Genomic DNA, 23,683 nt, shown 5'->3' with positions numbered 1-23,683 from the left:
GACGGCTGGTGCCGGACCGACCGGCCGCACTGTCGTCCGGCCCGCCCGGGCAGGCCGGGCGGGCCGGGGCGGGCAGGCCGGGCGGGCGGGCCGGGGCGGGCAGGCCGGGCGGGCAGGCCGGGCTGGCCGGGGCGGGCCGGGGCGGGTGCGCGTCGGCCGACCGACCGCACCACCGTTTCGCCGCTCGCCGCTCGCCGTCCGGCGCCCGGCGTCCGGCGCCCGGCGGCCGGCGGGTGGTGGGTGGTGGCCGGCGAGTGGCAGGTGGTGGCCGGCCGGCGGATACGCACGCCTTCGGTTGCTCAGTCCCGCGGACGGCCGTCCGTGGTGGATCGGCCCGGTGTGTCGTCGTCCTCGTCGGATCGGTCGGTCGGGGCGGTGGTGGCCGGGCGGCGTCCCAGCGTGCTCTCCCGTTCGGCCAGGCGGTAGTCCGCCCAGATGCGCCGGGGCTCCGGTGCGGCGCCGCCCAGCCGGGTCAGCACCGACTCCACCGCGAGCCGGCCGATCGCCTCCTTGTCGGGGGACACGGACGTCAGGGTCACCGCCCCGAACCGCCCCTCGACCACGTCGTCGAAGCCGACCACGGCGATGTCCCCGGGCACCCGCAGCCCGCGCTCGTGCAGCACCCGCATGGCACCGATGGCCATCGGGTCGTTGTAGGCGAACACAGCGTCGGGCCGCCGTCCGGCGTCCAGGATGCGGGTCATGGCCGCCGCCCCGTCCGCGTGCCCCCAGCCGTCGGTGGCGGCGACGAGCCCGTCGTCGGCCGGGAGCCCGGCGGCGGTCAGCTCCTCGCGCCAGCCCCGTACGCGCAGTTGGGCCGGTTCGCTGCGGCCGCCACGCGAGCCGATGAACGCGACCTCCCGGCGCCCGAGGCCGATCAGGTGCCGGACGGCGGCGCGGGCGGCGGCGACGTTGTCGATGGCGATGTGGTCGTACGGCAGGTCGTAGTCCCGTTCGCCGAGCAGGACCAGCGGTACGTTCTCCGCGCGGTCGCGCAGGTCCTCCGGCTCCAGCTCGATGGGGCTGAGGATCAGTCCGTCGATGACCCGGGCCCGGAAGCCCTGGCTGACCAGGATCTCCTGCTCTCGGCGTCCTCCGGTGTGGTCCAGCAGCACGATGTAGTCGTGCTCGGCGGCCGCGTCGATGACGGCGGCGGCGAGTTCGGCGAAGTACGGGTTGCCGAGTTCGGGCAGGGCGAGCGCGATGATGCCCGTGCGTCCCTTGCGCAGGTGCCGGGCGGTCAGGTTGGGCCGGTAGCCGAGCGCGTCGATGGACCGCTGGACGCGTTCCCGCATCGCGGGGGTGACGTGCTGGTAGTTGTTCACCACGTTGGAGACGGTCTTGATGGAGACCCCCGCATGCGCGGCGACGTCCTTGAGGTTGACCCGCACGTCGATCCCTTCCCGAGCGGCCCGGCCCCCGGGTGACCGGTGCGGGTCCGGTACCGCCGCCGTGAGCCGTGCGCCGACCCTTGCGCACGCTGTCGTGCGCTGGTGCGCCGAACCGCTTCGCGTCGATTTACAACGTTATACATGGGACGGACAGTCGTGACAAGGAGTCCATCGGCAGCAGGCCCGCGGCCGGGTTCACGGCGGCGCGCGCATGCCGCCCGGGCGCCGTCGGGGCGGGGAGGCGTCCCGCCGCCGGTGCCCGGGCGGCGGTGCTCAGCCGAGCGTGAACTTCTGGGCGGCCGAGCCGTTGCAGTCCCAGATCTGCAACCGGGTGCCGTTGGCGGTCGCGCCGCTGGGCGAGTCTAGGCAGCGCCCCGACTGCGGATTGCGCAGCGAACCGTCCGCCTGCTGCTCCCACTTCTGCCCGCCGACCCCGTTGCAGTCCCACAGCTCCAGCTTGGCACCGTTCGCCGTACCGTTGCCGACGACGTCCAGGCACCGCCCGATCGTCGACAGAGAACCGTCCGCGCGGTGCGTCCAGTGCTGGTCCGCCGCGTAGGACTGGCAGTCCCACAGCTGGACGGCCGCGCCGTTGCCGCCGGTGTCGTCGGCGGCGACGTCCACGCACTTGCCGCCGGTCGCGGTCACCATGCCGCCGCCGTTCACGGAGAACTTCTGGGCGGCGGAGGCGTTGCAGTCCCAGATCTGCAACCGGGTGCCGTTGGCGGTCGCACCGCTGGGCGAGTCGAGGCAGCGCCCCGACTGCGGATTGCGCAGCGAACCGTCCGCCTGCTGGACCCACTTCTGCCCGCCGACGCCGTTGCAGTCCCACAGCTCCAGCTTGGCACCGTTCGCCGTACCGTTGCCGACGACGTCCAGGCACCGCCCGATCGTCGACAGGGAACCGTCGGGATTGTGCGTCCAGTGCTGGTCCTCGGCGTACGACTGGCAGTCCCACAGCTGGACGGCCGCGCCGTTGCCGCCGGTGTCGTCGGCGGCGACGTCCACGCACTTGCCGCCGGGGCCCGTGATCGTCCCCTGGGGACCGTTGGGCACGTTCGTCTCACCGGCGTACCCGACCGAGACGACGTTCGCCTGGACCGCGTTCTCGGCGGCGTCGGTCGGGTATCCCGCGACCATCACGCCCTCGAAGAACGTGCCCCGGTTCCAGTTGCTGTTGTCGCCGCCCGTGCCGAGGATGATGCCGCCCTCCTGGTGCATGGGCTGGTAGCCGCCGCGCGTGGGCAGGGCCCCGTCCCACCACGTCGACAGCGCGCCGGACTGGGAGTCGCCGCCCTTGAGGGCGTAGCGGGTCTGGCCGTTGTTCTTGAGGACCGCGGTGACGAAGGGGCTGCTGTTGCCGCGGTTGGCGGTGTTCGAGCCGTTGTCGCCCTGGAACATGCCGTTCTCCAGGTCGGCCTCGACCCACGGTCCCGCGCCGGTGCAGGGGGCGAAGTAGCAGGTGGTGGCGATGCTCACGGCGTCCATGTGACCGTTGCCGGTGTCGGCCGGGGTGCTCTCCGCGTTGCCGTAGTCGAAGCAGCAGTCGGAGCCGACGTGCGTGCCGCTGGCCACCATGTAGGCGCCCTCGGGCCGGCCGTCGACGGCGACTCCCGAGGCGACGCCGGTGTACCGGTAGCCGACGCCCGGGGAGATCCACACGCCGTACACCTTGTGGCCGCCGGCGGTGACGGCCAGTTCGCCGGCGTCGGCCCCGCGGTCGGCGCCCATGCCGGCGGTCCCCGCGGGTCCCGGCGTGAGGTCGTTGTGCCGGGGGCTCTGGTCGTAGATCTTCGAAATGCGGCAGGTGGTGTTCGCGCAGAACGTGTCCTGGCGCTCGGCGTTCGCGTAACCGCCCTGGGCCAGCAGCCCGATGTCGGTGGCGGCCCCGTCCGAGGCACGGGTGACCTGGTAGAGGGGCCCGTTGTACGAGCCGTAGAGGGCGCGCACCGTGCTGTGCGCGGCCACACAGGGGGTGCCCGCGCCGCCGTAGATGTCGCACGGCAGGGAGCCGGCCGCGTGCGACAGGGCGGGGAAGCCGATCAGGGCGGCCAGGGCGAGGCCGAGGGCCGACACCACGGCCCCGACGATCCTGGCGGTCCGGCGAACCGGACCTAATAGTGGCGCATACATGACAATCCCGTCGTCGATGACACTGCGAGGCGCTTCGATCGGCGGGGAACCTACGCATCCTGTTCGAGGGCGTCAATATTTGTTTCTTTCCTTTTGAATCTGTCGAAGGAAGCTCCTTCTACGCGCGTCGGAAAATGTTTCGAAACATTCGGTGAAAGTGATCACCGATTGACCCTGATCCTTCTTGCCTCTTTCGATCAACACTTTCCTTCCTCGCCGCATAGCCAATCTGACCAGTCTCTTTTCAGCAGATGCGACGCCAAGGTTGATCGAATGTTTCGCAATCATTGCCGAAACAGTTGACAGTTGACAGGGCCAGACCAACACTGGCGCCGTTGCCCGATCTCCCACCTGACGCACGAGGACGAGGAGGAAGCACGCCCATGACCCACGCACCCGCATCCCCCACCCATCACAGAGGTGGCCGGTTCCGGCCGCTCGGCCGCTTCAAGCTGTTCCTCGGCACCGTCTGTACGACCGTCCTGGTCGCCGTCGCCGCGCTGACCCTGCCCGGCACCGCGCAGGCCGACACGGTCGTGAACTCCAACCAGACCGGCACCAACAACGGCTACTACTACTCGTTCTGGACCGATTCGCCCGGCACGGTCTCCATGAACCTGGGCTCCGGCGGCAACTACAGCACCTCGTGGAACAACACCGGCAACTTCGTGGCCGGCAAGGGCTGGAGCAACGGCGGACGCCGGAGTGTCACCTACTCGGGCACGTTCAACCCGTCCGGGAACGCCTACCTGTCCCTCTACGGATGGACGTCCAACCCGCTCGTCGAGTACTACATCGTCGACAACTGGGGCACCTACCGGCCCACCGGTACGTTCATGGGCACGGTCAGCAGTGACGGCGGCACCTACGACATCTACAAGACGACCCGGTACAACGCCCCCTCCGTGGAAGGCACCAAGACCTTCGACCAGTACTGGAGCGTGCGGCAGTCCAAGCGCACGGGCGGCACCATCACCACCGGCAACCACTTCGACGCCTGGGCCCGCTACGGGATGCGGATGGGCAGCTTCAACTACTACATGATCCTCGCCACCGAGGGATACCAGAGCAGCGGGAACTCCAACATCACGGTGGGTGACACCGGTTCGGGCGGCAGCACCGGTGGCAGCAGCACCGGCGGAACCAGCACGGGCGGCAGCACCGGAGGGACCACGGGAGGAAGTACCGGAGGGACCACGGGCGGCACCGGCGGCAGCACCGGCGGAGGTGGCGGCGGATGCACGGCGACCCTGTCCGCGGGGCAGCAGTGGAGCGACCGCTACAACCTCAACGTCTCCGTCACCGGCTCCAGCAACTGGACCGTCACCATGAACGTCCCCTCCCCCGCCAAGATCCTCTCCACCTGGAACATCAGCGCCAGCTACCCCAGCGCCCAGGTACTCACCGCCAAACCCAACGGCAGCGGCAACAACTGGGGCGTCACCATCCAGCACAACGGCAACTGGACCTGGCCCACCGTCTCCTGCACCGCGAGCTGACGTGATCCGGCGTCCACCCCCACCCACCGCCCCAGCTGGAGGACTTCCCGGCATGAGAACCGGACCGCACCGCTCGACACGCTCCCTGGTCACCAGGCTCGCCGTCATGGCGACGGTCGCCGCGGGCACCCTCACGGTCGGCACCGCCGCCCCGGCCCAGGCCGCCACCTGCAACGGTTACGTCGGACTCACCTTCGACGACGGCCCGTCCAGCACCACCTCGACGCTGCTCAGCACGCTCAAGCAGAACGGGCTGCGGGCCACTATGTTCAACGAGGGCCAGTACGCCGCCGCCAACCCCGCCCAGGTACGGGCCCAGGTCGACGCCGGCATGTGGGTCGGCAACCACAGCTACACCCACCCGCACCTCACCCAGCAGAGCCAGGCCACGATCGACTCCGAGATCTCCCGCACGCAGCAGGCCATCTCCGGCGCGGGCGGCGGCACGCCGAAGCTGTTCCGCCCGCCGTACGGCGAGACCAACGCGACGCTGAAGGCGGTCGAGGCCAAGTACGGCCTGACCGAGATCATCTGGGACGTCGACTCGCAGGACTGGAACGGCGCGAGCACCGACGCGATCGTCCAGGCCGCCGGCCGGCTCACCAACGGCCAGATCATCCTCATGCACGACTGGCCCGCCAACACCATCGCCGCCATCCCCCGCATCGCGCAGGGGCTGGCCGCCCGCGGTCTGTGCGCCGGGATGATCTCGCCGCAGACCGGCCGCGCGGTGGCGCCCGACGGAGGCGGCACGGGCGGAGGCGGCGGTGGCGGCGGCGGTGGCGGTGACAGCAGCTGCACGGCGACCCTGTCCGCGGGGCAGCAGTGGAGCGACCGCTACAACCTCAACGTCTCCGTCACCGGCTCCAGCAACTGGACCGTCACCATGAACGTCCCCTCCCCCGCCAAGATCCTCTCCACCTGGAACATCAGCGCCAGCTACCCCAGCGCCCAGGTACTCACCGCCAAACCCAACGGCAGCGGCAACAACTGGGGCGTCACCATCCAGCACAACGGCAACTGGACCTGGCCCACCGTCTCCTGCACCGCGAGCTGACACCGGCGGGTCCCCTCCGCGGCGCGGCGGCCATGGCCGTCGCGCCGCACTGCCGCGTCCCGGTCAGGACGCGCGGTGCAGGGGTGCCGTGGCCGCCGGGCCGACGGCCGTGGCACCGAATTTGTCGCGGATGCGGTCCATCGCCGCCTCGGCGACCAGCCGGGCCTCACGGGCGTGGTCGAGGCTGATCTGCCGCGCGGTCCGGTCGGCGTCGATGAGGTCCTCGCCGGTGAGGACCAGGCCGGTGAGCCGGCCGCGTTGCAGTCCGGCGGCGTCCATCAGCTGGTAGGCGACCAGGCGCAGGTCCTCGTCGTGACCGGACGGCTCCGGCAGACGGCGGGTACGCTCCCAGCCCGTGCCGCCGGCGAAGCGCAGGCCCAGGGTGAGGGCGCGGGCGGCCTGGCCGCGGGTGCGCAGCAGGCGGCCGAGCTGGACGACGAGGTCGAGCAGGGCGGCGCGGACGTCGGCGCCGTCGAGGGTGTGACGGTCGAAGGTGCGGCGCGCCGAGGCGGAGGCGGGCAGGGCGCGGGGGACGACGGGACGGGGGTCGATGCCGCGCGCCCGGTCGGCGGCGAGGCGGCCGGCCTTCCCGCCGAGCAGCCGCTGGACGGTACCGGCCGGCACGGCGGCGAGCAGCCCGACGCTGTGGATGCCGTAGTCCCGCAGGGCCGCCGCCTGGCGGGGGCCGATGCCGTGCAGGGCCTCCACCGGCAGCGGGGCCAGCCACCGCGCGGCGTGGCCGGGGTCGACGGCGAGGACACCGCCGGGCCGGTCGACCCGGCCGGAGGCGGTGGCCGCGACGGTGACGGTCGGGCCGATGCCCACGCGGACGTCGACGCCGAGGCGGGAGATGGCACGCACGCGCAGCACCTCTCCGAGGCGGCGGGCGTCGGTGTGGTGGTAGCGCAGGGCCCCCTTGAGTTCGACCAGGGCCGCGGCCGGGGGCAGCGCCTGGACCACCGGGGAGAGGCCGGCCAGCAGCTCCAGCACCTGCCGGTAGGTCTCCTGCGCCAGCCGGTCCGGGCAGCGCACATGCATCACCGTCGGCTGACCGGGGCCCTCTGCGTCCGCGTGCATCACGTCCACCTCCTGCCACCACCATATCGAACAGAAAATCGAACACGCGAGTGCGGAGTGGGTGATCAAGCGTCTAGAATCAAAAACATGTTCGATGACCTGCCGCCCGATCTGGAGCGCCTGCACACCCTCCGGGTGTGGCACGCGATGTGGCTGGCACGTATCGACCGCAAGATCGAGGCCATCACCGAACGGCAGGCCGAGCGGGAGCGGGGCCGGCAGCGGCGCCCCCGGCCGCCGGAGTGGATCGTGGAACTCGGCATCGGCGCGGGGCATCCGCCGGTGCGGGTGCACGCAGGCGACTGTCATCTGGCGGGCAGCCGGCGCCTCCCGGTCGACCGGGAGGAAGCCCGCCGCCTGCTGGTCACCGGCCTGCGGTCCTGCACCCACTGCCGGCCCGAGAACCGGCTGGGCATCCTGGACTTAGCCGGCCCCGCGCGCTCAGTTCCGCGACGGCACCCGTGCCGCGATCTCGCGCGCGAGGCAGTCCGCCTCGGGTGACAGCGGACCGTCCTCCGCGGCGACCCCCAGCAGTGCCAGCAGGTCGTACGACTCCTCCGCGCTCAGCCCGGCCAGCCGTTCGGCGGTGCCCGCCAGGGGCGTGAAGTCGATCAGGTCCAGGTCGAAGTGCTCGTAGCCGTCCATGGTGGGGCAACGTACCCAGCCGCTCTCCGCTCACGCGGACCACGGGCAGAAAAGACGGCGCGAACAAGGCGGAGGGGCGACGACGGCCGCGGGAGGACGGCACCGCACGCCGTCAGGGCGGGCCCCCGCCCCGGCTCGGGGGGGGAATCTCGGAACGGAGGCCCGCACTCACATCCTCCCCCGCCCCCGGGCATTCCGCCCGCCGCACGGCGCGACCGGGGTCCCCCTGCGCCCGGACGGGGAACGGCACCCCGCACAGGCAGGCAACTGCCTGCCCTTGACAATAGGCAGGTGATTGCCTGCACAATGGAGGCGTGAGCCCAGAAGAGACCACCCTGGACGCGGTCTTCCGGGCGCTGGCCGATCCCACCCGGCGCCTCCTGCTCGACCGGCTGCGCCGGAACGACGGCCAGACCCTGCGCGGGCTGTGCGAGGAGCTGGACATGGCCCGCCAGTCGGCGACGCAGCATCTCGACGTCCTCGTACGGGCCGGCCTCGTGACCGTCGTCAGACGCGGGCGGGAACGCCTGCACTACCTGAACCCGGCACCCATCCACGAGATCGAGGAGCGCTGGATCTCGGGGTTCGACCGGCCCCGCCTGCGGGCCCTCGGCGCCATCAAGCACCAGGCAGAGGAGTACGCCATGACCGACGCACCCACATCCGTACCGACGTACGTCTACGTCACCTACATCCGGGCGAGCGCCGAGCAGGTGTGGCGGGCCCTGACGGACGCCGACCTGACGGCACGCTACTGGGGGCACGCCAACGTCTCGGACTGGCAGCCGGGCTCCGCCTGGGAGCACCGGCGCGCCGACGGCTCGGGGGTCGTCGACGTGGTCGGCCGCGTCCTGGAGACCGATCCCCCGACCCGGCTGGTCATCACCTTCGACGACGCGCCCGACCCCGGCTCCCCGCGCCCGCAGTCGGTAGTGACCTTCCTCGTCGAACCCCACGAGGACATCGTCCGCCTCACCGTGACCCACGAGAACCTGCCGAACCGGGAGATGCTGGACGGCATCTCGCACGGCTGGCCTGCCGTGCTGGCGAACCTCAAGTCGCTGCTGGAGACCGGCGAGGTCCTCCCGCAGGCCCCCTGGGAGATGCACCGCGCCCACACCTGAGCCGGCCGTCGCGAGCGCGTCCGTCCGCGGCGCGCCACCCGTCCGTGCACGCGGCGGAGCCGGCCGGACCGGGCGTCTCCGCCCGGTCCGGCCGGCTCAGGGGTGCCGCGATGCCGGCTCGGTGGTGCCTACTTGAGGTAGCCACCCTTGAAACCGCTTTGGTCGGCCCAGACGCGCTGGCGGCCGTCCCAGGCGATGCCGTGCCAATCGCCCTGCCAGATCGTCTCGGCGGTGGCGTTGTTCGCCGGGTCCGCGGAGATCCACTCCCTGACCGGGCTGTGGGAGTACGACAGGTACGGCACACGGTTCGTGTGGGAGGCGTAGCTGCTGTAGACCTTGACGACGCGGGACGAGGTCGTACGGTAGTTGATCCCGATCCTCACCGTCGTGACCGTGACGCCGAGGACCTTGTCGGAGACCTTGTACCAGGCGTTCCAGTCGTAGTACCGCGCCGACGGGTCGGACAGCTCCTCGTCGGTCGTGGGAGGGGTCTGGACCGAATCGATGCCGGTCGTCGCCTCCAGGACGACGTCGCCGTCCTCGCTGGTCTTGGTCAGCTCGGTGTCGTACGCCTCCTCGTCGATGGAGTCGACGTCGGTGACGTCCGAGAGGAAGTCGCCCAGCTCCTGGCCGCGCTGCGGGTCGTCGATGTAGTCGACGAACTGCTCCTGCTCGGAGTCGGAAAGCTCCTGGAACTCGTCCAGCGTCCGCTGGGCGTCCGAGTCGCCCAGCTCGACCTGCTCCACGAGGTAGGCCTCGTACGACGCCGGGGTGGTACCGGCCCCGTCCTCGGCGAACGCGGTCGCCGGCAGGGCGGCCATGGTGAGGGCCGCGGCGGTGACGGCGGCCATTCCGGCGAGTCTCCTGCTGGTCAGCTTCACGGTCTTACGCATATCTACTGCCTCCGTTATGAGAAAACACGAATCGACAGAGCAGCAGGGAAAGCGCGCGATCAATAAGTGGAGACATTACTTTCAGGCAATGTCTGCGCCCCCCTACAAGCGGTTACGCCATTTCCTCCCCGGCTTTCCCGCTCACCCATGATCTTTCCATAAAGACACGCGCCCGAGGAGACCCTCCCGCTATATTTGAGCTTTAATTGAGCTTTAATTCGGCTTGACTCGGGAGGGGCGACCCGGGCAGGTGACTCGTGGCGGCAGGCGCGTAAATGCGGCAAACCCCCGCACCTGGTCGGGTGCGGGGGCTTCTGCGAGCCGTCGTGCGGGTCAGAACCGAACGACGAAGTTGTCGACCGTGCCGGTGTCGCCGGCGCCCACGTCGTCGACGCGCAGCTTCCACCAGCCGTTGACCGGCAGGTCGGTCGCGTCGACCGTGTACACCTCCTTGAGGGTGCCGCCGGGCTCCTCGCCGTTGTCCCGCAGGGGGTGCATGGAACCGTCGGGCGCGATCAGGTCGATCTTGAGGTCACCCAGGTACTCGTGCTCGACGTGCACGTACACCTGGAGCTTGGCGGAGCCGACGCCGGACAGCCCGGCGGTCTTGGTCCAGATCTCCACGTAGTCCTTGTCCGGGATGGCCTTCACGGTCTGGTTCTCGTACGACGGGAACCCCAGCGACCAGCCCGCGAGCGAACCCGTGGAGCCGCCGGCCGAGTCGGTGACCTTCAGCGTCCACGTGCCGTTGGCGACCGAATCGGTGGCGTCCACCCCGTACGTCGTGCGGAGGATGCCGCCCGCCTCGGAACCGTACGGCTTGAGCGGGTACGACGTGCCGTTCGGGCTGGTCAGGGTGAGCCGGAGGTCACCGATCCGGGTGTGCGTGAGGTCGGCGTACACCTGGAGCGGACCGGCGGCGTTGCCGTCGATCCCCGAGACGGCGATGGTGGAGTTCAGGGTGCCGGTGTCGGGGATGACCTGGTTCGCCGTCGACTCGAACGGGGTCGGGAAGATCAGCGACCACGTGGTCAGCGTGCCCGCGTCCCCGTCGTCGGTGTCCGTCATCCGCAGTTTCCACTCGCCGTCCGCCGGTGCGGCGGAGGCGTCGACCGTGTACGTCTCGACGATGTCGTCGGCGCCGTCGGTGGCGCCGGCGCTCTTGAGCGGGTAGGTCGAACCGGTGGGCGAGACGAGGTCCAGCTTGACGTCGCCGCGGTAGGGGTGGGTGATGTTGACGTACGCCTTCAGATTCTTCGGCGCGTTGCCCGGGTATCCGCTCACGGTCACCGAGGAGGTGACCGGAGTGCCGGCCGATGAGCCTGCCGGCGCGTCGGGGATGGCCACGTCCTTGTCGTTGTCGACCTGGAAGGCGCGGGGCTTCTTGTCGCCCTCGGGCTTCTCGTCGACCGCCGCTGCGGCCTTGCCGACGTTGATCCGGGGGATGCTGACGCCCGCCTCGTCGGTGACGGCCTTTCCGGTGGTGGCCAGCAGGGACACCAGGCCGGGCAGACCCTCGGTGGGGTAGGCCTGGCGGAGGACGGCGAGGGCGCCGGTGACGTGCGGAGCGGCCATGGAGGTGCCGCTCTTGGAGTCGTAACCGCCACCGGGCACGGAGGAGACGATGCCGTTGCCGGGGGCGAACAGGTCCAGCAGCGGGCCGTGGTTGGAGAAGGAGGCGATCTCGTCGTCGTCCGTGGTGGCGCCGACGGAGACGGCGTTGGGGACGCAGGCGGGGGCGTTGACGGCGGTGCTCAGGCCGTTGTTCCCGGCGGCGACCACGGTGGCGACGCCCGCGTCGTAGAGCTTGTCGATGACCGCCTTGCGGGCGTCCTTCGTGCACGCGGAGGTGTAGCTCGCCGACCCGAGGCTGAGGTTGGCGGCGACGATCGGGGTGCCGGCCTGCCGGAGCTGCCACACCTTCTCCAGGGCCGCGATCTGGGCGCTGGTGAAGCTGCGCACGCACGGGGTGGCGGCGGCGGAGCCGCAGTACTGCGCGGAGTTGAGCTTGCTGAAGACCTGCATGGCGACGATCCCGGCGCCGGGCGCGACTCCGGTGGCGGGCGCCCCGCTGATCCCGGTGCCGTCACCGGCGGCGATACCGGCGACGTGGGTGCCGTGGTCGCAGCCCTCGAGGGTGGCGCACCCCCCGGCGGCGGAGTTGGCGGCGCCGGTGCCCTCCTGGGTGGCCGCGCCGTTGCCGCAGAGGCTGGTGGCGCCGTACGCGGTGTCGATGGGCGAGAAGCAGGCCTCGGCGACGATCCGGTCCTTCAGGAACGGATGGCTGGTGGCGACACCGGTGTCGATGACCGCGATCGCGCTGCCCCGGCCGGTCTTGCCGGCCTTGTGGGCGTCGTCGGCCCCGATGAGCGGAATGCTCTCGTCCAGGGTCGGTGCGGACAGTTCGTCCTCGGTGACGCTGACGACGCCGTCCTGGGCGGCCAGTTCGTCGAGACCGTTCCTGTCGACCCTGAGGGTGACCATCGGCAGGGTCGCGTACGACATCACCGTCTGACCGGCGGACGCGGCGCTGGAGAGGTCGTCGCGGCTGTCGGTGACGACGATGACCCGGACGGTGTCGCCCTCGGCCGTCTCGTCGTACAGCGGCGGGTCCACCGGGTCACCGTCCGCCGTGGCCGTCCCGGCGGTGCCGGACGCCGCCGAGGTGCTCGCCGACGCGGCGGCATGGGCCGGGATCGCGCCGAGAGTCACGGTCATCACCGTGGTGACGACCGTCGTCCATATCCGTCTCTTCATGTCACTCTCAAAAGGTCGACAGGCATGACTGATTCCGCATGCGTATGAAATGGTGAATTCGGTCCGTCAAGAGCGGACAATTAAGGTCCTGCCGGAAATCAGCCGACGTCGGTGCTCAGAAGCCGTGCCGTACGCATATCTACTGCCTCCGCTGCGTGGATAAGAACACGAACCGAACCAAGACAGCAGGGAAAGCGCCCATGCGTGAAATGAAGGCATTGCATCCAGCTCTGCCCGCGCCCCCCTACAAGCGGCCCCGCCTTCTCTCTCGGGCGGCCCCGCGCAACCATGATCCTTCCATGCGGGCGGGCGCCGAGCGAGCATTCGAGATTCATTTGAGCTTCAATTGAGGATCACGCGACGACATGCCCGAAAAGCCCGCACGCCCGCCGCGACCGCCCCTCGGAGCCCGCCACGACCGCCCCCTCGAGCCCGGCGGGGCCCCCTCGGCTCCGCCGGGCCGCCCCTGCACGTCACGGAGTTGCCTCCACGGCCCGTCCGCCTTATCGTTTCTCGATAACATCGAAAAACGATAAGGCGGGTCGTCATGTCCGAAGACCGCAAGCTGCTCGAACCCATGGCCACCGTCGTGTCCACCGTGCTGCGCGTCCTGTCGGCGCTGCTGGTGGCAGGGCTCGTCCTCCGGGTCGTCCGGGGCAGTTGGGGGGACGCCGTCGTCTGCGTCACCGACTCCTCGACCACCGTCTCCACCACGGGCACCCGGATCGCCACCGACCTCGCCCTCGCCCCCGCCGGCGGCACCCAGGTCGACGCGGTGCCCCGCTACTGCGCCGAGTCGCCCGGCGCGGGTCTGAGCCTGCTGCACCAACTCGGCTCGCTGCCGTCGACGTTGCTGCTCATCAGCGGCCTCTTCCTGCTGCACCGGCTGTTGCAGGGCGCGGTGCGGGAGGGCGTGCACACCGCGCGGACGGCCTCCCGGCTCCGGCTGCTGGGCTGGTGGCTGCTGGCCGGGAGCCTGGTCGCCGAGATCGCCGAGGCCAACGCCCGGGCGGCGCTGCTCGCGGCCCTCACCGACGACTCGGACTTCACGGCCGGGGCCTGGCTGGGGCTGTGGACACCGCCCTACCTGGCCGTGCTGACCGGCCTCGGCCTGCTCACCTTCGCGCGGATCACCCGGGTGGGCACGGCCATGCGCGAAGACCTCGAAGGAGTCGTCTGATGAACGCCGACGACCACGAGGGCCATCACATCGAGGTTCACCTGGACCGGCTGCTCAGCGAACGCGGCATGACCGTCACCGAACTCGCCGCCCGCGTCGGAGTCACCAACGTCAATCTGTCCGTGCTCAAGAACGGGCGCGCCAAGGCCATCCGGTTCACCACCCTCACCCGGATCTGCGAGGTGCTCCGGTGCCAGCCTGGGGACCTGCTCAGCTACCGCCCCGGACCCGGCCCCGACGGACCCCGGTAGGCACGGCGACGGTGTTGCCCGCGGGGCCCGTCGAGGCTCCGCGGCTTCCGGCGCCCGCCTCAGTGCAGGATGCTGACGGCCCGTGCGATCACCAGCAGCGAGGTGAGGAGGGCGGAGACGCTCTGGACGCTCATCATGAGCTTGGCGCGGGTCGACAACGGCATGGTGTCGGTCGGGCTGAACGCCGTGGAGTTGGTGACGGACACGTAGACGTAGTCCACCAGCGTGGGCACCCAGTCGGACGCGCCGCTGGCGCCGTCGGCGACCTCCTGGACGGCGTCGTCGTTCTCGTCCTGCGAGAAGCGGAAGTCCGCCAGGGGCAGGGCCTCGCGCGGCGCCTGGGTGCGGCTGACGGGGCCACCCCGGTCCAGTTCCCAGTACGCGAGGCCGAAGACGATGATGTTGGTGAGCCACACCTGCAACGCGGCCACCAGCAGCGAACGGCCGTCCTTCACCCCGGCGTACACCAGCTCGTGGATCAGGATGCCCAGCGCCACCAGGTTGCTCGCCGCGATCAGGGCCACGAGGGTGAGCGACAGGACGCGGAACACCTTGGTCTGGCGGGTCAGCCGCCGGGGATTGATCGCCACCAGCGGGACCAGCAGCAGGACTTCGAGCGCGGGCAGCACATAGCGGGGCGCGATCAGCAGCCGCTGCGGCAGGGCCAGGTACAGCAGGATCGCGAGGAGCGTGGCGATCACCGCGGGCAGCCGGGCCTCCCCGCGCCGCTGGTGCCGGGGATGCCTGGTCCGGGCCTCCGTGCGAGTTCGCGGCATGTCCCGCCCTCCTGTCCCCTCCGGTGATCAACGGGCACCGGAGTCTATCCGCGCGGGCCGGGCCAACTCCGCGACGCGCCCCGACTCTTGACGGGTACACAGACAACGCAAAGAATGGGCGGACCCGTTTTGACAACGTTGTCCAAGTTCCGGGGAGGCGCTTCCGCCCATGAGATGGACCCATCCGCCCCTACGGTGGACCCGACGCGTACGCCGGGCCGGGACGGTGGTCGCGGCCGCCGCCCTCCTCGGCGCCGCCCTGGCCGCCCCCACCGCCCAGGCCGCCGGACCGGACGGCCGGCTCACCGACCTCGTCAACCCGTTCATCGGGACCCAGAACGAGGGCAACACCTATCCGGGCGCGGCCGTGCCCTTCGGGATGGTGCAGTTCTCGCCGGACACCGGGCACAACACCGGCTACGACTACGCCCAGAACCACATCCGGGGCTTCTCGCTGGTCCATCTCTCCGGCGTGGGCTGCGGCCTGGGCGGCGACCTGCCGGTGCTGCCGACCACCGGGGACGTCACCGAGACGGACAACGCCAAGTACCAGGCCGAGTTCACCCACGACACGGAGCAGGCGAGCCCCGGCTACTACAAGGTCGGACTGAGGACCGGCATCGGCGCCGAGCTGACGGCGACCGCGCGCACCGGGGTGCAGCGCTACACCTTCCCCGCCACCGACAAGGCCAACGTCCTGCTCGACGCGGGACAGTCGCTGCACCGCACGGTGTCCACCGAGGTCGAGGTGCTCGACGAACGGACCGTGCGCACCGCGATCACCGGCCGCGGGTTCTGCCAGGACACCGAGCCCTACACCGTCTACACGATCACCCGCTTCGACCGCCCGTTCACCGCGTTCGGCACCTGGGACGGCGCCGCGGTCACCGCCGGTTCCCGCACCGGGCACGGCGGCGCCTACGTCCGCTTCGACACCACCAGGGACCGGACCGTCGAGGCCACGACCGCGCTGTCCTACGTCGACGCGCGGGGCGCCGCCCGCAACCTGCGCGCCGAGGGCGGCCGTTCCTTCGACCAGGTCCGGGGCGCCGCCCGGCGGGCCTGGGAGGACCGGCTGGACGACGTACGCGCCCGGGGCGGCAGCGACACCCTGCGCCGTACGTTCTACTCGTCGCTGTACCGCTCGTTCCTCGCGCCCAACGTCGGCAGCGACGTCGACGGCCGCTACACCGGCTGGGACCAGAGGGTCCACCGTGCGCGGGGCTTCACCTACTACCAGAACTGGTCGCTGTGGGACACCTACCGCACCCAGTCCCAGCTGCTGTCGCTGCTGGCGCCGCGCGAGGCGCGGGACATGGCCGTCTCCGTCGTCACCATCGGCGAGGAGAGCGGCTGGCTGCCCAAGTGGGGTTACGGCACGGTCGAGACGAACATCATGACCGGCGACCCGGTCACGCCGTTCCTCACCAACGCCTACCAGCAGGGCCTGCTCACGGGCTACGAGGAGCGCGCCTACCGCGTGCTGCGCGAGAACGCCGACGGTGTGCCGCCCGCCGCTTCCCCGGCCGTGGGCCGCGAGGCCAACAAGGAATACCTGGCCGGCGGTTTCGCGCCCTACGTACCGGACCGCCCGCACGCCAAGCCCGGTGACTCGGACTACGACCACGGCGCCTCCGCCACCCTGGAGTACGCCCTGTCGGACGCGATGCTCGGCGCGATGGCCCGCGACCTCGGCCATGCCGCGGACGCCGCCCGCTACGCCGCGCGCGCCCAGAACTACCGCCGGATCTTCGACGCCTCGACCGGCTTCTTCCGCGCCCGGGACACCTCCGGCGCCTTCACCGGGCCCGCGGACCCGGCCCGCGGCGAGGGTTTCCACGAGGGCACCGCATGGCAGTACCAGTGGCTCGTGCCGCAGGACCTGCCCGGCATGGTCGGCCTCATCGGCGGCACCCGGGCGGCCAACGACCGGCTGGACTCCTTCTTCGCGTATGAGCAGGTGCGGCAGGACCCCGCGAAGACCGCCCGCGAGGTCTGGGTCAACGGCCCGTACGACTACTACAACGCGGACAAGTACAACCCGCAGAACGAGCCCGACCTGATCGCCCCGTACACCTACCTCTCCACCGGGCAGCCCTGGAAGACCACCGACGTGGTGCACGCCGCGCTGACCCTCTTCACCGACGCCCCGACCGGGATGACCGGCAACGACGACCTCGGGACCATGTCCGCCTGGAACGTGCTGTCGTCCATCGGCCTCTTCCCGGTCCAGCCCGGCTACGACACCTGGGGCCTGTCCACGCCCGTCTTCGACCGGGTCGACCTCACCCTCGACCGCCGCTACTACCCGCACGGTTCCCTCACGGTGACGGCTCCGGGCACGTCGGACTCCAGCCGCTACATCCGCTCGGCCCGCGTCGACGGCTCCCCCTACGGCCGGACGTATCTGACGACGCGGGACCTGCGGGGCATGCGGTCGCTCGCGTTCACGGTCGGCGCCGAACCGTCCCCCTGGGGGACGGGCGCCCAGGACGGGCCGCCCGCGCTCGGCTGACCCTCGCCCGGCGGCCGCCGGAACATGCCGTGAAGTGGAGCAATGACCGGTGTGCCGTGCCGCGGCACAGCAGGCTGGGACGCTGTCCAGGTCGTGTGACAGGAGTCCCAGGTGCCAAGCCCGCACAGGCCGAACGGTCCGGCATGCCGTCCGCCCGCACGCAGCGCCCGCCCCGCGGCCGCCGCGTGCGGTGCGTCCACGCCCGGCGGTGGCGGGTGAGGCACGAGCGTGGCGGCCGGTGGCCGGCGGGCGGCACCTCCACGGGACGCCAGCTGTCGGCGCCGCCGCTGTGGCTGCGATGGCTCCCGGTCCTGTACGTGGTGGCCCTGCTGCTGCTGGAACCGCTCACGCCCGTGGAGTGGCCGGTGAGCTTCGTGCTGGTCGCGCTGCCTCTGGTGGCGGCCTTCGCCCACGGCACCCTCGTCGTAGCCGCCACCACGGTCTTCGCCCTCCTGCTGGAAGGGGTGCTGGCCGGCACGCCGTGCTGCGCGGGCCGGGAGGTCGGCTACCTGTGGGACCGCCACTACGTGGCCGCCTACGTCTGCACCGTCCTGGTCGGCACCCTCGCCACGCTCCTGGCCGCCCACCGCGTCCGCCGCGAGCGCACCCTGGCCGATGTGCGCTTCGTGGCGGAGATCGCCCAGCGGGTCCTGCTCCGGCCGGTACCGCACCGGATCGGCAACCTCCTGCTGGAGAGCCTGTACCTGTCCGCCGCCGCCGAGGCGCGCATCGGCGGTGACCTCTACGAGGCCGTGCCCACCCGCTACGGGGTCCGGCTGCTCATCGGTGACGTCCGCGGCAAGGGCCTGCCGGCCGTCGAGACCGCGGCCGCCCTGCTCGGCGCGTTCCGCGAGGCGGCGCACGACGAGCCCGATCTCCCGGCCCTGGCGGGCCACGTGGAGACGAGCATGGACCGCAGGGCGATGCTGCTGGGGGGCAACGAGGCCGTGGAACGGTTCGTCACCGCCGTCTTCGCGGAGATCCCGGCGGACGGCCGCGTCGTACGCGTCGTCAACTGCGGCCATCCGCCCCCGCTGCTCATCCGGCCGGGCGAGCTGCGCGAGCTGGACTCGGGTCACTCGGCGCCCCCGCTGAACCTGGGCATGCTGCTCGGGGAGCCGTACCACGTGGACGTCTACCCCTTGCGTCCCGGCGACCAGCTCCTGCTGTACACGGACGGCATCACGGAGACACGGGACGAGAACGGCTCGTTCTATCCCCTGCTGGAGCGCCTGCGTTCGTGGGAGGTGCTGGCGCCCCGGGAGCTGCTCGACCGTCTCCACCACGACCTGCTGGACTACAGCCACCACCGCCTCGACGACGACACCGCCGCCCTGGTCGCGTGCCTGACGGAGAGTGAGCCGCCGGTGCCGCCCGCCGACCGCTGACGGGGCGGCGGGCGACGGGCGGCGGGCACGAGGCCCGGGCCGGCGGGAGAGCGGACGCCGGCCGCCGCGGCCCGCAGCCCCGCGGCGGGTGACGTCCTGGTGCCGTGCGCGCTCGCCGCGGGGCGTCAGCGGCCGGCCACGCTGACCGCCGCGCCGGCGGCGGTGGAGCAGGTGAACAGCACGCACGCGCAGACGGCGTGGCGTCTGAGCAGGGTGCGCCGCAGGGCCGTGTAGCGGGCCTCGTACTCGCCGCGCAGGCGCTTGGCCCGGTCGGCGGTGACCTGAAGCGCCTGCCGGGTCAGCCCGAGGCGCTGCTCGGTGTAGTGCCGGGTGAGGTCTTCGGCCTGCCCGGTGGTCAGCCAGGACAGCCGGGCGCACAGGGCCGCCGCCTCACGCTGTGCCTGGTCCAGCTCGGCCTGGAGCAGGAGATAGCCCTCGACCTCGTTGGCGAGCCGGCCGGACTGCTGCTCCGGTGGGCCGCCGGGGTGGTTCGGCGACGTCACGCCCGGTCGCCTTCGCTGCCCGTCGGCTCCACGGCGTCGCGCTTGCCGACGTTCGTCTCGTACTCGTGCTGGGCGATCTCGGGGTGGTGCAGGTCGAACGCCGGGGATTCGCTGCGGATGCGTGGCAGGGTGAGGAAGTTGTGCCGCGGCGGCGGGCAGGAGGTCGCCCACTCCAGCGAACGGCCGTAGCCCCACGGGTCGTCGACGCCGACCGGCTTGCCGTACTTGGCCGTCTTCCACACGTTGTAGAGGAACGGCAGGATCGACAGGCCCAGCACGAACGAGCCGATGGTCGACACCGTGTTCAGCGCGGTGAAGCCGTCGGCCGCCAGGTAGTCGGCGTACCGGCGCGGCATGCCCTCGGCGCCCAGCCAGTGCTGCACGAGGAAGGTGGTGTGGAAGCCGACGAACAGGGTCCAGAAGGTGATCTTGCCGAGGCGCTCGTCGAGCATCTTGCCGGTGAACTTCGGCCACCAGAAGTGGAAGCCGGAGAACATCGCGAACACCACGGTGCCGAACACCACGTAGTGGAAGTGCGCCACCACGAAGTACGAGTCGGAGACGTGGAAGTCCATCGGGGGCGAGGCGAGGATGACGCCGGTCAGGCCGCCGAAGAGGAAGGTGACGAGGAAGCCCGTCGCCCAGAGCATCGGGGTCTCGAAGGAGACGCTGCCCTTCCACATGGTGCCGATCCAGTTGAAGAACTTCACCCCGGTCGGGACGGCGATCAGGAACGTCATGAAGGAGAAGAACGGCAGCAGCACGGCACCCGTGACGAACATGTGGTGCGCCCACACCGTCACGGACAGACCGGCGATGGAGATGGTCGCGGCCACCAGGCCCATGTAGCCGAAGACCGGCTTGCGGGAGAACACCGGGATGACCTCGGTGATGATGCCGAAGAACGGCAGCGCGATGATGTACACCTCCGGATGCCCGAAGAACCAGAAGAGGTGCTGCCACAGCAGCGGCCCTCCGTTGGCGGCGTCGTAGACGTGGGCACCGAACTGCCGGTCCGCCTCCAGGGCGAACAGGGCAGCCGCCAGCACCGGGAAGGCCAGCAGGACGAGCACGGCGGTCAGCAGCACGTTCCAGGTGAAGATCGGCATGCGGAACATCGTCATGCCCGGCGCGCGCATGCAGATGATGGTCGTGATGAAGTTGACCGCGCCGAGGATCGTGCCGAAGCCGGAGAAGGCCAGGCCCATGATCCACACGTTCGCGCCGATGCCGGGGGTGCGGATCGCGTCCGACAGGGGCGGGTAGGCGAACCAGCCGAAGTCGGCGGCGCCCTGCGGGGTGAGGAAGCCGCCGACCGCGATGAGCGAGCCGAACAGGTACAGCCAGTAGGCGAACATGTTCAGCCGCGGGAAGGCGACGTCGGGCGCGCCGATCTGCAGCGGCATGATCCAGTTGGTGAAGCCCGCGAACAGCGGCGTCGCGAACATCAGCAGCATCACGGTGCCGTGCATCGTGAACGCCTGGTTGTACTGCTCGCTCGAGAGGATCTGCAGGCCCGGCCGGGCCAGTTCGGCGCGGATGAGCAGCGCCATGACGCCGGCGATCAGGAAGAAACCGAACGACGTCGACAGGTACAGCGTGCCGATCGTCTTGTGGTCCGTGGTCGTCAGCCACTTGACGACGACCTCGCCGCGGCGCTGGCGCCGTAGCGGCAGCTCGTCCTGGTAGTAGGACCCCGCTTCCGCGGGTCCCTGGGGTTGGTTGAGGATACTCACGAGCCCTGTGTCTCCCGATACTCGCCGTTCGCCCGGTCGGTCACCCGCCATCCTCGCGGTACGGCAGCGGGGCGGACGCCCTGAGCGGCCGATACTGGGCCGAACGCGTGACGCTCACACACGGACGGAGTAGTCCCGCGTGCTGGTGCGGACGCCGCGGCCCGGGGCCGGCGGAGCGGGTCAGGCGGCGGGGCGGGTCAGGCGGCGGGGCGGAGCGTGAAGACCTGGTCGAGGCCGACGAGGTTGAGGACGCGCAGCAGGGCGGGCGGTACGGCGGCCAGGACGATGTCGGCGTCGGCGGCCTGGGCGTGCTGGCGTGCGGCGAGCAGGGCGGTGATGCCCGTGGAGTCGCAGAACTCCAGGCCGGACAGGTCGAGGACCAGGCACTGGCCCGGCCTCAGGACGAGGTTGCCGACCCGGCGCCTGAGGTCGGCGGCCTGGGCGTAGTCGAGTTCGCCGCGCACGCCGAGGACGGGTCCGGCGGCGGCGTCGTGGTGGGTGATGTGCAGCGGGGTCATCGTGGGTGATTCGTAGCCGTGAGGGTGTCGGACGGGTGTGCGGGGACGCCGAGCGCGAGGAGGGCGGTGTCGTCGTCGAGGCCGTCCCCGAACCCGTCCAGCAGGCCGGTCAGCGCGCCGATGACCGCGTGCGGAGCGGCGGGCGCGTGCGCCGCGGCGAAGGCGAGCAGCGCCTCCTCGCCGTACAGGCCGTCGCGGGTGGGGCCGGTACGGGCCTCGGTGAGGCCGTCGGTGTAGAGCAGGAGGGTGTCGCCGGGGGCCAGGGTGGTCGTCGCGGTGGTGAAGGGGGCCCTGGGCAGGGCGCCGACGAGCAGTCCGCCGGGCGTGGGCAGATACTCCGCCCGGCCGTCGGCCCGCAGGACGAGCGCCGGCGGGTGGCCGCCGGAGCCCAGGCGTACGACGGTGTGCCCGTCGTCCCCGCCGGGTTCCAGGATGCCGAACAGGCAGGTGCAGTAGCGGGGGTCGCCGCCGGCCGTGTACCGCTCGTGCAGGACGGCGTTGAGCGTGGTCAGCGCGGAGTGGGGCTCGGGGTCGTGCAGGGCGGCGGCGCGCAGGGTGTAGCGGGTCAGCGAGGTGAGGGAGGCGGCCTGGGGCCCCTTGCCGCACACGTCGCCGAGGAAGAACGCCCACCGGCCGCCGCCGATGGGGAACAGGTCGTAGAAGTCGCCGCCGAGCTGGTCGGAGGAGGCGGTGTGGTAGTAGACGGCCGTCTCCAGTCCGGGCACCGAGGGCAGCGTGTCGGGCAGCAGGGACTTCTGGAGCACGGCGAGGGCGTCGGCCAGCCGCCGGCGGTCGGCCTCGGCCTGCCGGCGGGCCTCCTCCGCCTCGGCCCGGGCGCGTTCCGCCTCGGCGCGGGCGCGTTCCGCCTCGGCGCGGGCGCGTTCGGCGTCCTGGCGGCGGCGCAGCAGTTCCTCTTCGTAGGCGCGCCGGTCGGAGGCGTCGAAGACGGTCGTGCGGATCAGCAGGGGCTCGCCCTCGCTGCCGTGCTTGACCGCGGAGGACACCAGCACGGGCAGCCGGCCGCCGTCCCGTTTCTTCAGCTCCAGGGCGATGCCGCGCAGCTCGCCCTGCATGCGCAGCAACGGGGCGAAGTGCGTCTCGTGGTAGAGCCTGCCGCCGACGGTCAGCAGATCGGCGAAGCGCGTGCGCCCCACGACGTCCGCGCGTTCCAGCCCCAGCCAGTCCAGCAGGGTGGTGTTGATCTTGGCGATGGTGCCGTCCATCAGCGTGGACAGGTAACCGCAGGGCGCCGCCTCGTACAGTTCCTCGGCGCTGTCCTCCAGCAGTGCGGTGAAGACCGCGTCGGTGGCCGTCTCCTCACCCGTCTCCGACGGCTCGGGCACTCCGCCCGTACGGCACATCACGGCAGGTCCGCCAGGAAGTCGAGGACGGCCTGCGCGGTGGCCTCCGGGGCGCTGAGCTGGGGGCAGTGGCCGGTGGCGGGCAGGGTGACCAGGCGGGAGGCGGGAATCGCGGCGTGCACGTAGGCGCCGACCTCCCGAGGTGCGATGGCGTCCTGGGCGCACTCCAGTACCAGGGTCGGCACGCGCACGCCCGCCAGGTCGCCGCGGCTGTCGGTCAGGAACGTGGTGCGGGCGAAGACCCGGGCGATGTCGGGGTCGGTGGCGCAGAAGCTGTTGGTCAGCTCCTGGCCCAGCTCCGGGCGGTCGGGGTTGCCCATGATCACCGGGGCCATCGCCGAGGACCAGCCCAGGTAGTTCGACTCCAGGGACGCCAGCAGCTCGTCGATGTCCTCCGCGCTGAACCCGCCGCGGTAGCCGTCACCGTCGATGTAGCAGGGCGAGGGCGCCACCATCACCAGCGCCCCGATCCGCTCCGGCACCGCCCGCGCCGCCAGCACCCCCACCATGGCACTGACCGAGTGCCCCACGAACACCGCGCGCTCCAGTTTCAACGCCTCGCAGACCTCGACCACGTCCCGGGCGTACCCCTCCAGGGAGGAGTACCGCTCCTCGTTCCACGACGCCAGGTCCGAGCCGCCGGAGCCGACGTAGTCGAACAGCACCACCCGGTAGCGCTCGGCCAGCGCCGGCACGATCAGCCGCCACATGTTCTGGTCACAGCCGAACCCATGCGCAAGCACCACCACCGGGCGGCCCTCGGGACCGATGACCGTCACGTTGTTCCTGCGCTGGATGTCCATGCCGACCATCTTCCCAGTCGGCCGGGGCTCGCGGCACAGGGGGGTCCGCCGGGCGGGGCGGCGGGCCGTCCGGCGG

Annotated in this window: 20 protein-coding genes; 8 read left to right on the top strand and 12 right to left on the bottom strand. The window is 71.3% G+C overall.

From position 1 onward, the window contains the following. Positions 1-299: 299 nt before the first annotated feature. Both ACZ6CZ_RS05750 and ACZ6CZ_RS05745 read right to left on the bottom strand, forming a co-directional pair. Positions 300-1,391 carry a LacI family DNA-binding transcriptional regulator gene (locus ACZ6CZ_RS05750; RefSeq protein ID WP_469015260.1) on the bottom strand — a complete coding sequence of 364 codons (1,092 nt, stop codon included), beginning with the start codon at positions 1,389-1,391 and terminating at the stop codon, positions 300-302. A 273-nt stretch (positions 1,392-1,664) separates the two neighbouring features. After that, positions 1,665-3,524 (bottom strand): arabinofuranosidase catalytic domain-containing protein, encoded by a 1,860-nt coding sequence (locus tag ACZ6CZ_RS05745; protein WP_469015257.1) that lies wholly within the window; start codon positions 3,522-3,524, stop codon positions 1,665-1,667. 383 nt (positions 3,525-3,907) lie between these two features. Here ACZ6CZ_RS05745 and ACZ6CZ_RS05740 point away from each other — a divergent pair, with 383 nt between their 5' ends. Both ACZ6CZ_RS05740 and ACZ6CZ_RS05735 read left to right on the top strand, forming a co-directional pair. After that, positions 3,908-5,023 carry a glycoside hydrolase family 11 protein gene (locus ACZ6CZ_RS05740; protein WP_469015254.1) on the top strand — a complete coding sequence of 372 codons (1,116 nt, stop codon included), beginning with the start codon at positions 3,908-3,910 and terminating at the stop codon, positions 5,021-5,023. A 52-nt stretch (positions 5,024-5,075) separates the two neighbouring features. Next, positions 5,076-6,080, top strand: a complete 1,005-nt coding sequence (locus tag ACZ6CZ_RS05735) for a polysaccharide deacetylase family protein (RefSeq protein WP_469015251.1) — start codon at positions 5,076-5,078, stop codon at positions 6,078-6,080. A 63-nt stretch (positions 6,081-6,143) separates the two neighbouring features. On the opposite strand, the gene ACZ6CZ_RS05730 is transcribed toward ACZ6CZ_RS05735, so the two are convergent. Beyond that, positions 6,144-7,157, bottom strand: a complete 1,014-nt coding sequence (locus ACZ6CZ_RS05730) for a DNA polymerase Y family protein (RefSeq protein WP_469015248.1) — start codon at positions 7,155-7,157, stop codon at positions 6,144-6,146. Positions 7,158-7,244: 87 nt separating this feature from the next. Here ACZ6CZ_RS05730 and ACZ6CZ_RS05725 point away from each other — a divergent pair, with 87 nt between their 5' ends. Continuing rightward, positions 7,245-7,658, top strand: a complete 414-nt coding sequence (locus ACZ6CZ_RS05725) for a DUF6233 domain-containing protein (protein WP_469015245.1) — start codon at positions 7,245-7,247, stop codon at positions 7,656-7,658. On the opposite strand, the gene ACZ6CZ_RS05720 is transcribed toward ACZ6CZ_RS05725, so the two are convergent. After that, positions 7,599-7,802 (bottom strand): DUF6417 family protein, encoded by a 204-nt coding sequence (locus ACZ6CZ_RS05720; protein ID WP_469015243.1) that lies wholly within the window; start codon positions 7,800-7,802, stop codon positions 7,599-7,601. The genes ACZ6CZ_RS05725 and ACZ6CZ_RS05720 overlap by 60 nt on opposite strands. 335 nt (positions 7,803-8,137) lie before the next feature. Between ACZ6CZ_RS05720 and ACZ6CZ_RS05715 the strand changes: the two genes are divergently transcribed. Then, positions 8,138-8,926 carry an ArsR/SmtB family transcription factor gene (locus ACZ6CZ_RS05715; RefSeq protein ID WP_469016555.1) on the top strand — a complete coding sequence of 263 codons (789 nt, stop codon included), beginning with the start codon at positions 8,138-8,140 and terminating at the stop codon, positions 8,924-8,926. Positions 8,927-9,054: 128 nt separating this feature from the next. On the opposite strand, the gene ACZ6CZ_RS05710 is transcribed toward ACZ6CZ_RS05715, so the two are convergent. Continuing rightward, complete coding sequence (locus ACZ6CZ_RS05710; RefSeq protein WP_469015241.1) at positions 9,055-9,819, bottom strand: hypothetical protein; 765 nt, start codon at positions 9,817-9,819, stop codon at positions 9,055-9,057. A 333-nt stretch (positions 9,820-10,152) separates the two neighbouring features. Further along, positions 10,153-12,576 (bottom strand): proprotein convertase P-domain-containing protein, encoded by a 2,424-nt coding sequence (locus ACZ6CZ_RS05705; RefSeq protein ID WP_469015238.1) that lies wholly within the window; start codon positions 12,574-12,576, stop codon positions 10,153-10,155. Between the two features lie 547 nt (positions 12,577-13,123). On the opposite strand from ACZ6CZ_RS05705, the gene ACZ6CZ_RS05700 reads away from it, so the two are divergent. Next, complete coding sequence (locus ACZ6CZ_RS05700) at positions 13,124-13,756, top strand: hypothetical protein (protein WP_469015235.1); 633 nt, start codon at positions 13,124-13,126, stop codon at positions 13,754-13,756. Continuing rightward, positions 13,756-14,007 (top strand): helix-turn-helix domain-containing protein, encoded by a 252-nt coding sequence (locus tag ACZ6CZ_RS05695; protein WP_469015233.1) that lies wholly within the window; start codon positions 13,756-13,758, stop codon positions 14,005-14,007. Before ACZ6CZ_RS05700 ends, ACZ6CZ_RS05695 begins: the two co-directional genes overlap by 1 nt. 59 nt (positions 14,008-14,066) lie before the next feature. On the opposite strand, the gene ACZ6CZ_RS05690 is transcribed toward ACZ6CZ_RS05695, so the two are convergent. Next, positions 14,067-14,783 carry a hypothetical protein gene (locus ACZ6CZ_RS05690; protein WP_469015230.1) on the bottom strand — a complete coding sequence of 239 codons (717 nt, stop codon included), beginning with the start codon at positions 14,781-14,783 and terminating at the stop codon, positions 14,067-14,069. Positions 14,784-14,952: 169 nt separating this feature from the next. On the opposite strand from ACZ6CZ_RS05690, the gene ACZ6CZ_RS05685 reads away from it, so the two are divergent. After that, entirely contained in the window at positions 14,953-17,298 is a 2,346-nt protein-coding gene (locus ACZ6CZ_RS05685) for a GH92 family glycosyl hydrolase (RefSeq protein WP_469015227.1), read from the top strand. Positions 17,299-17,591: 293 nt separating this feature from the next. Next, positions 17,592-18,686 carry a PP2C family protein-serine/threonine phosphatase gene (locus ACZ6CZ_RS05680; protein ID WP_469016552.1) on the top strand — a complete coding sequence of 365 codons (1,095 nt, stop codon included), beginning with the start codon at positions 17,592-17,594 and terminating at the stop codon, positions 18,684-18,686. A gap of 125 nt (positions 18,687-18,811) precedes the next feature. On the opposite strand, the gene ACZ6CZ_RS05675 is transcribed toward ACZ6CZ_RS05680, so the two are convergent. The 5 genes from ACZ6CZ_RS05675 to ACZ6CZ_RS05655 all read right to left on the bottom strand — a co-directional run bounded on the left by ACZ6CZ_RS05675 (position 18,812) and on the right by ACZ6CZ_RS05655 (position 23,607). After that, a complete protein-coding gene (locus ACZ6CZ_RS05675; RefSeq protein ID WP_469015224.1) occupies positions 18,812-19,189 on the bottom strand; it encodes a hypothetical protein in 378 nt (125 codons plus the stop codon). Then, positions 19,186-20,925, bottom strand: a complete 1,740-nt coding sequence (gene ctaD / locus ACZ6CZ_RS05670; protein ID WP_469015221.1) for an aa3-type cytochrome oxidase subunit I — start codon at positions 20,923-20,925, stop codon at positions 19,186-19,188. Before ctaD ends, ACZ6CZ_RS05675 begins: the two co-directional genes overlap by 4 nt. A gap of 197 nt (positions 20,926-21,122) precedes the next feature. Next, positions 21,123-21,443 carry an STAS domain-containing protein gene (locus ACZ6CZ_RS05665; protein WP_469015218.1) on the bottom strand — a complete coding sequence of 107 codons (321 nt, stop codon included), beginning with the start codon at positions 21,441-21,443 and terminating at the stop codon, positions 21,123-21,125. After that, entirely contained in the window at positions 21,440-22,804 is a 1,365-nt protein-coding gene (locus ACZ6CZ_RS05660) for a PP2C family protein-serine/threonine phosphatase (protein ID WP_469015215.1), read from the bottom strand. Before ACZ6CZ_RS05660 ends, ACZ6CZ_RS05665 begins: the two co-directional genes overlap by 4 nt. Continuing rightward, positions 22,804-23,607 carry an alpha/beta fold hydrolase gene (locus tag ACZ6CZ_RS05655; protein WP_469015213.1) on the bottom strand — a complete coding sequence of 268 codons (804 nt, stop codon included), beginning with the start codon at positions 23,605-23,607 and terminating at the stop codon, positions 22,804-22,806. Before ACZ6CZ_RS05655 ends, ACZ6CZ_RS05660 begins: the two co-directional genes overlap by 1 nt. Positions 23,608-23,683: the final 76 nt, after the last annotated feature.

The sequence above is a fragment of the Streptomyces sp. NPDC041135 genome (assembly GCF_055592085.1).
Note: the sequence above shows the minus strand (reverse complement) of the source record. Positions and strands in the feature narration are given on the sequence as shown.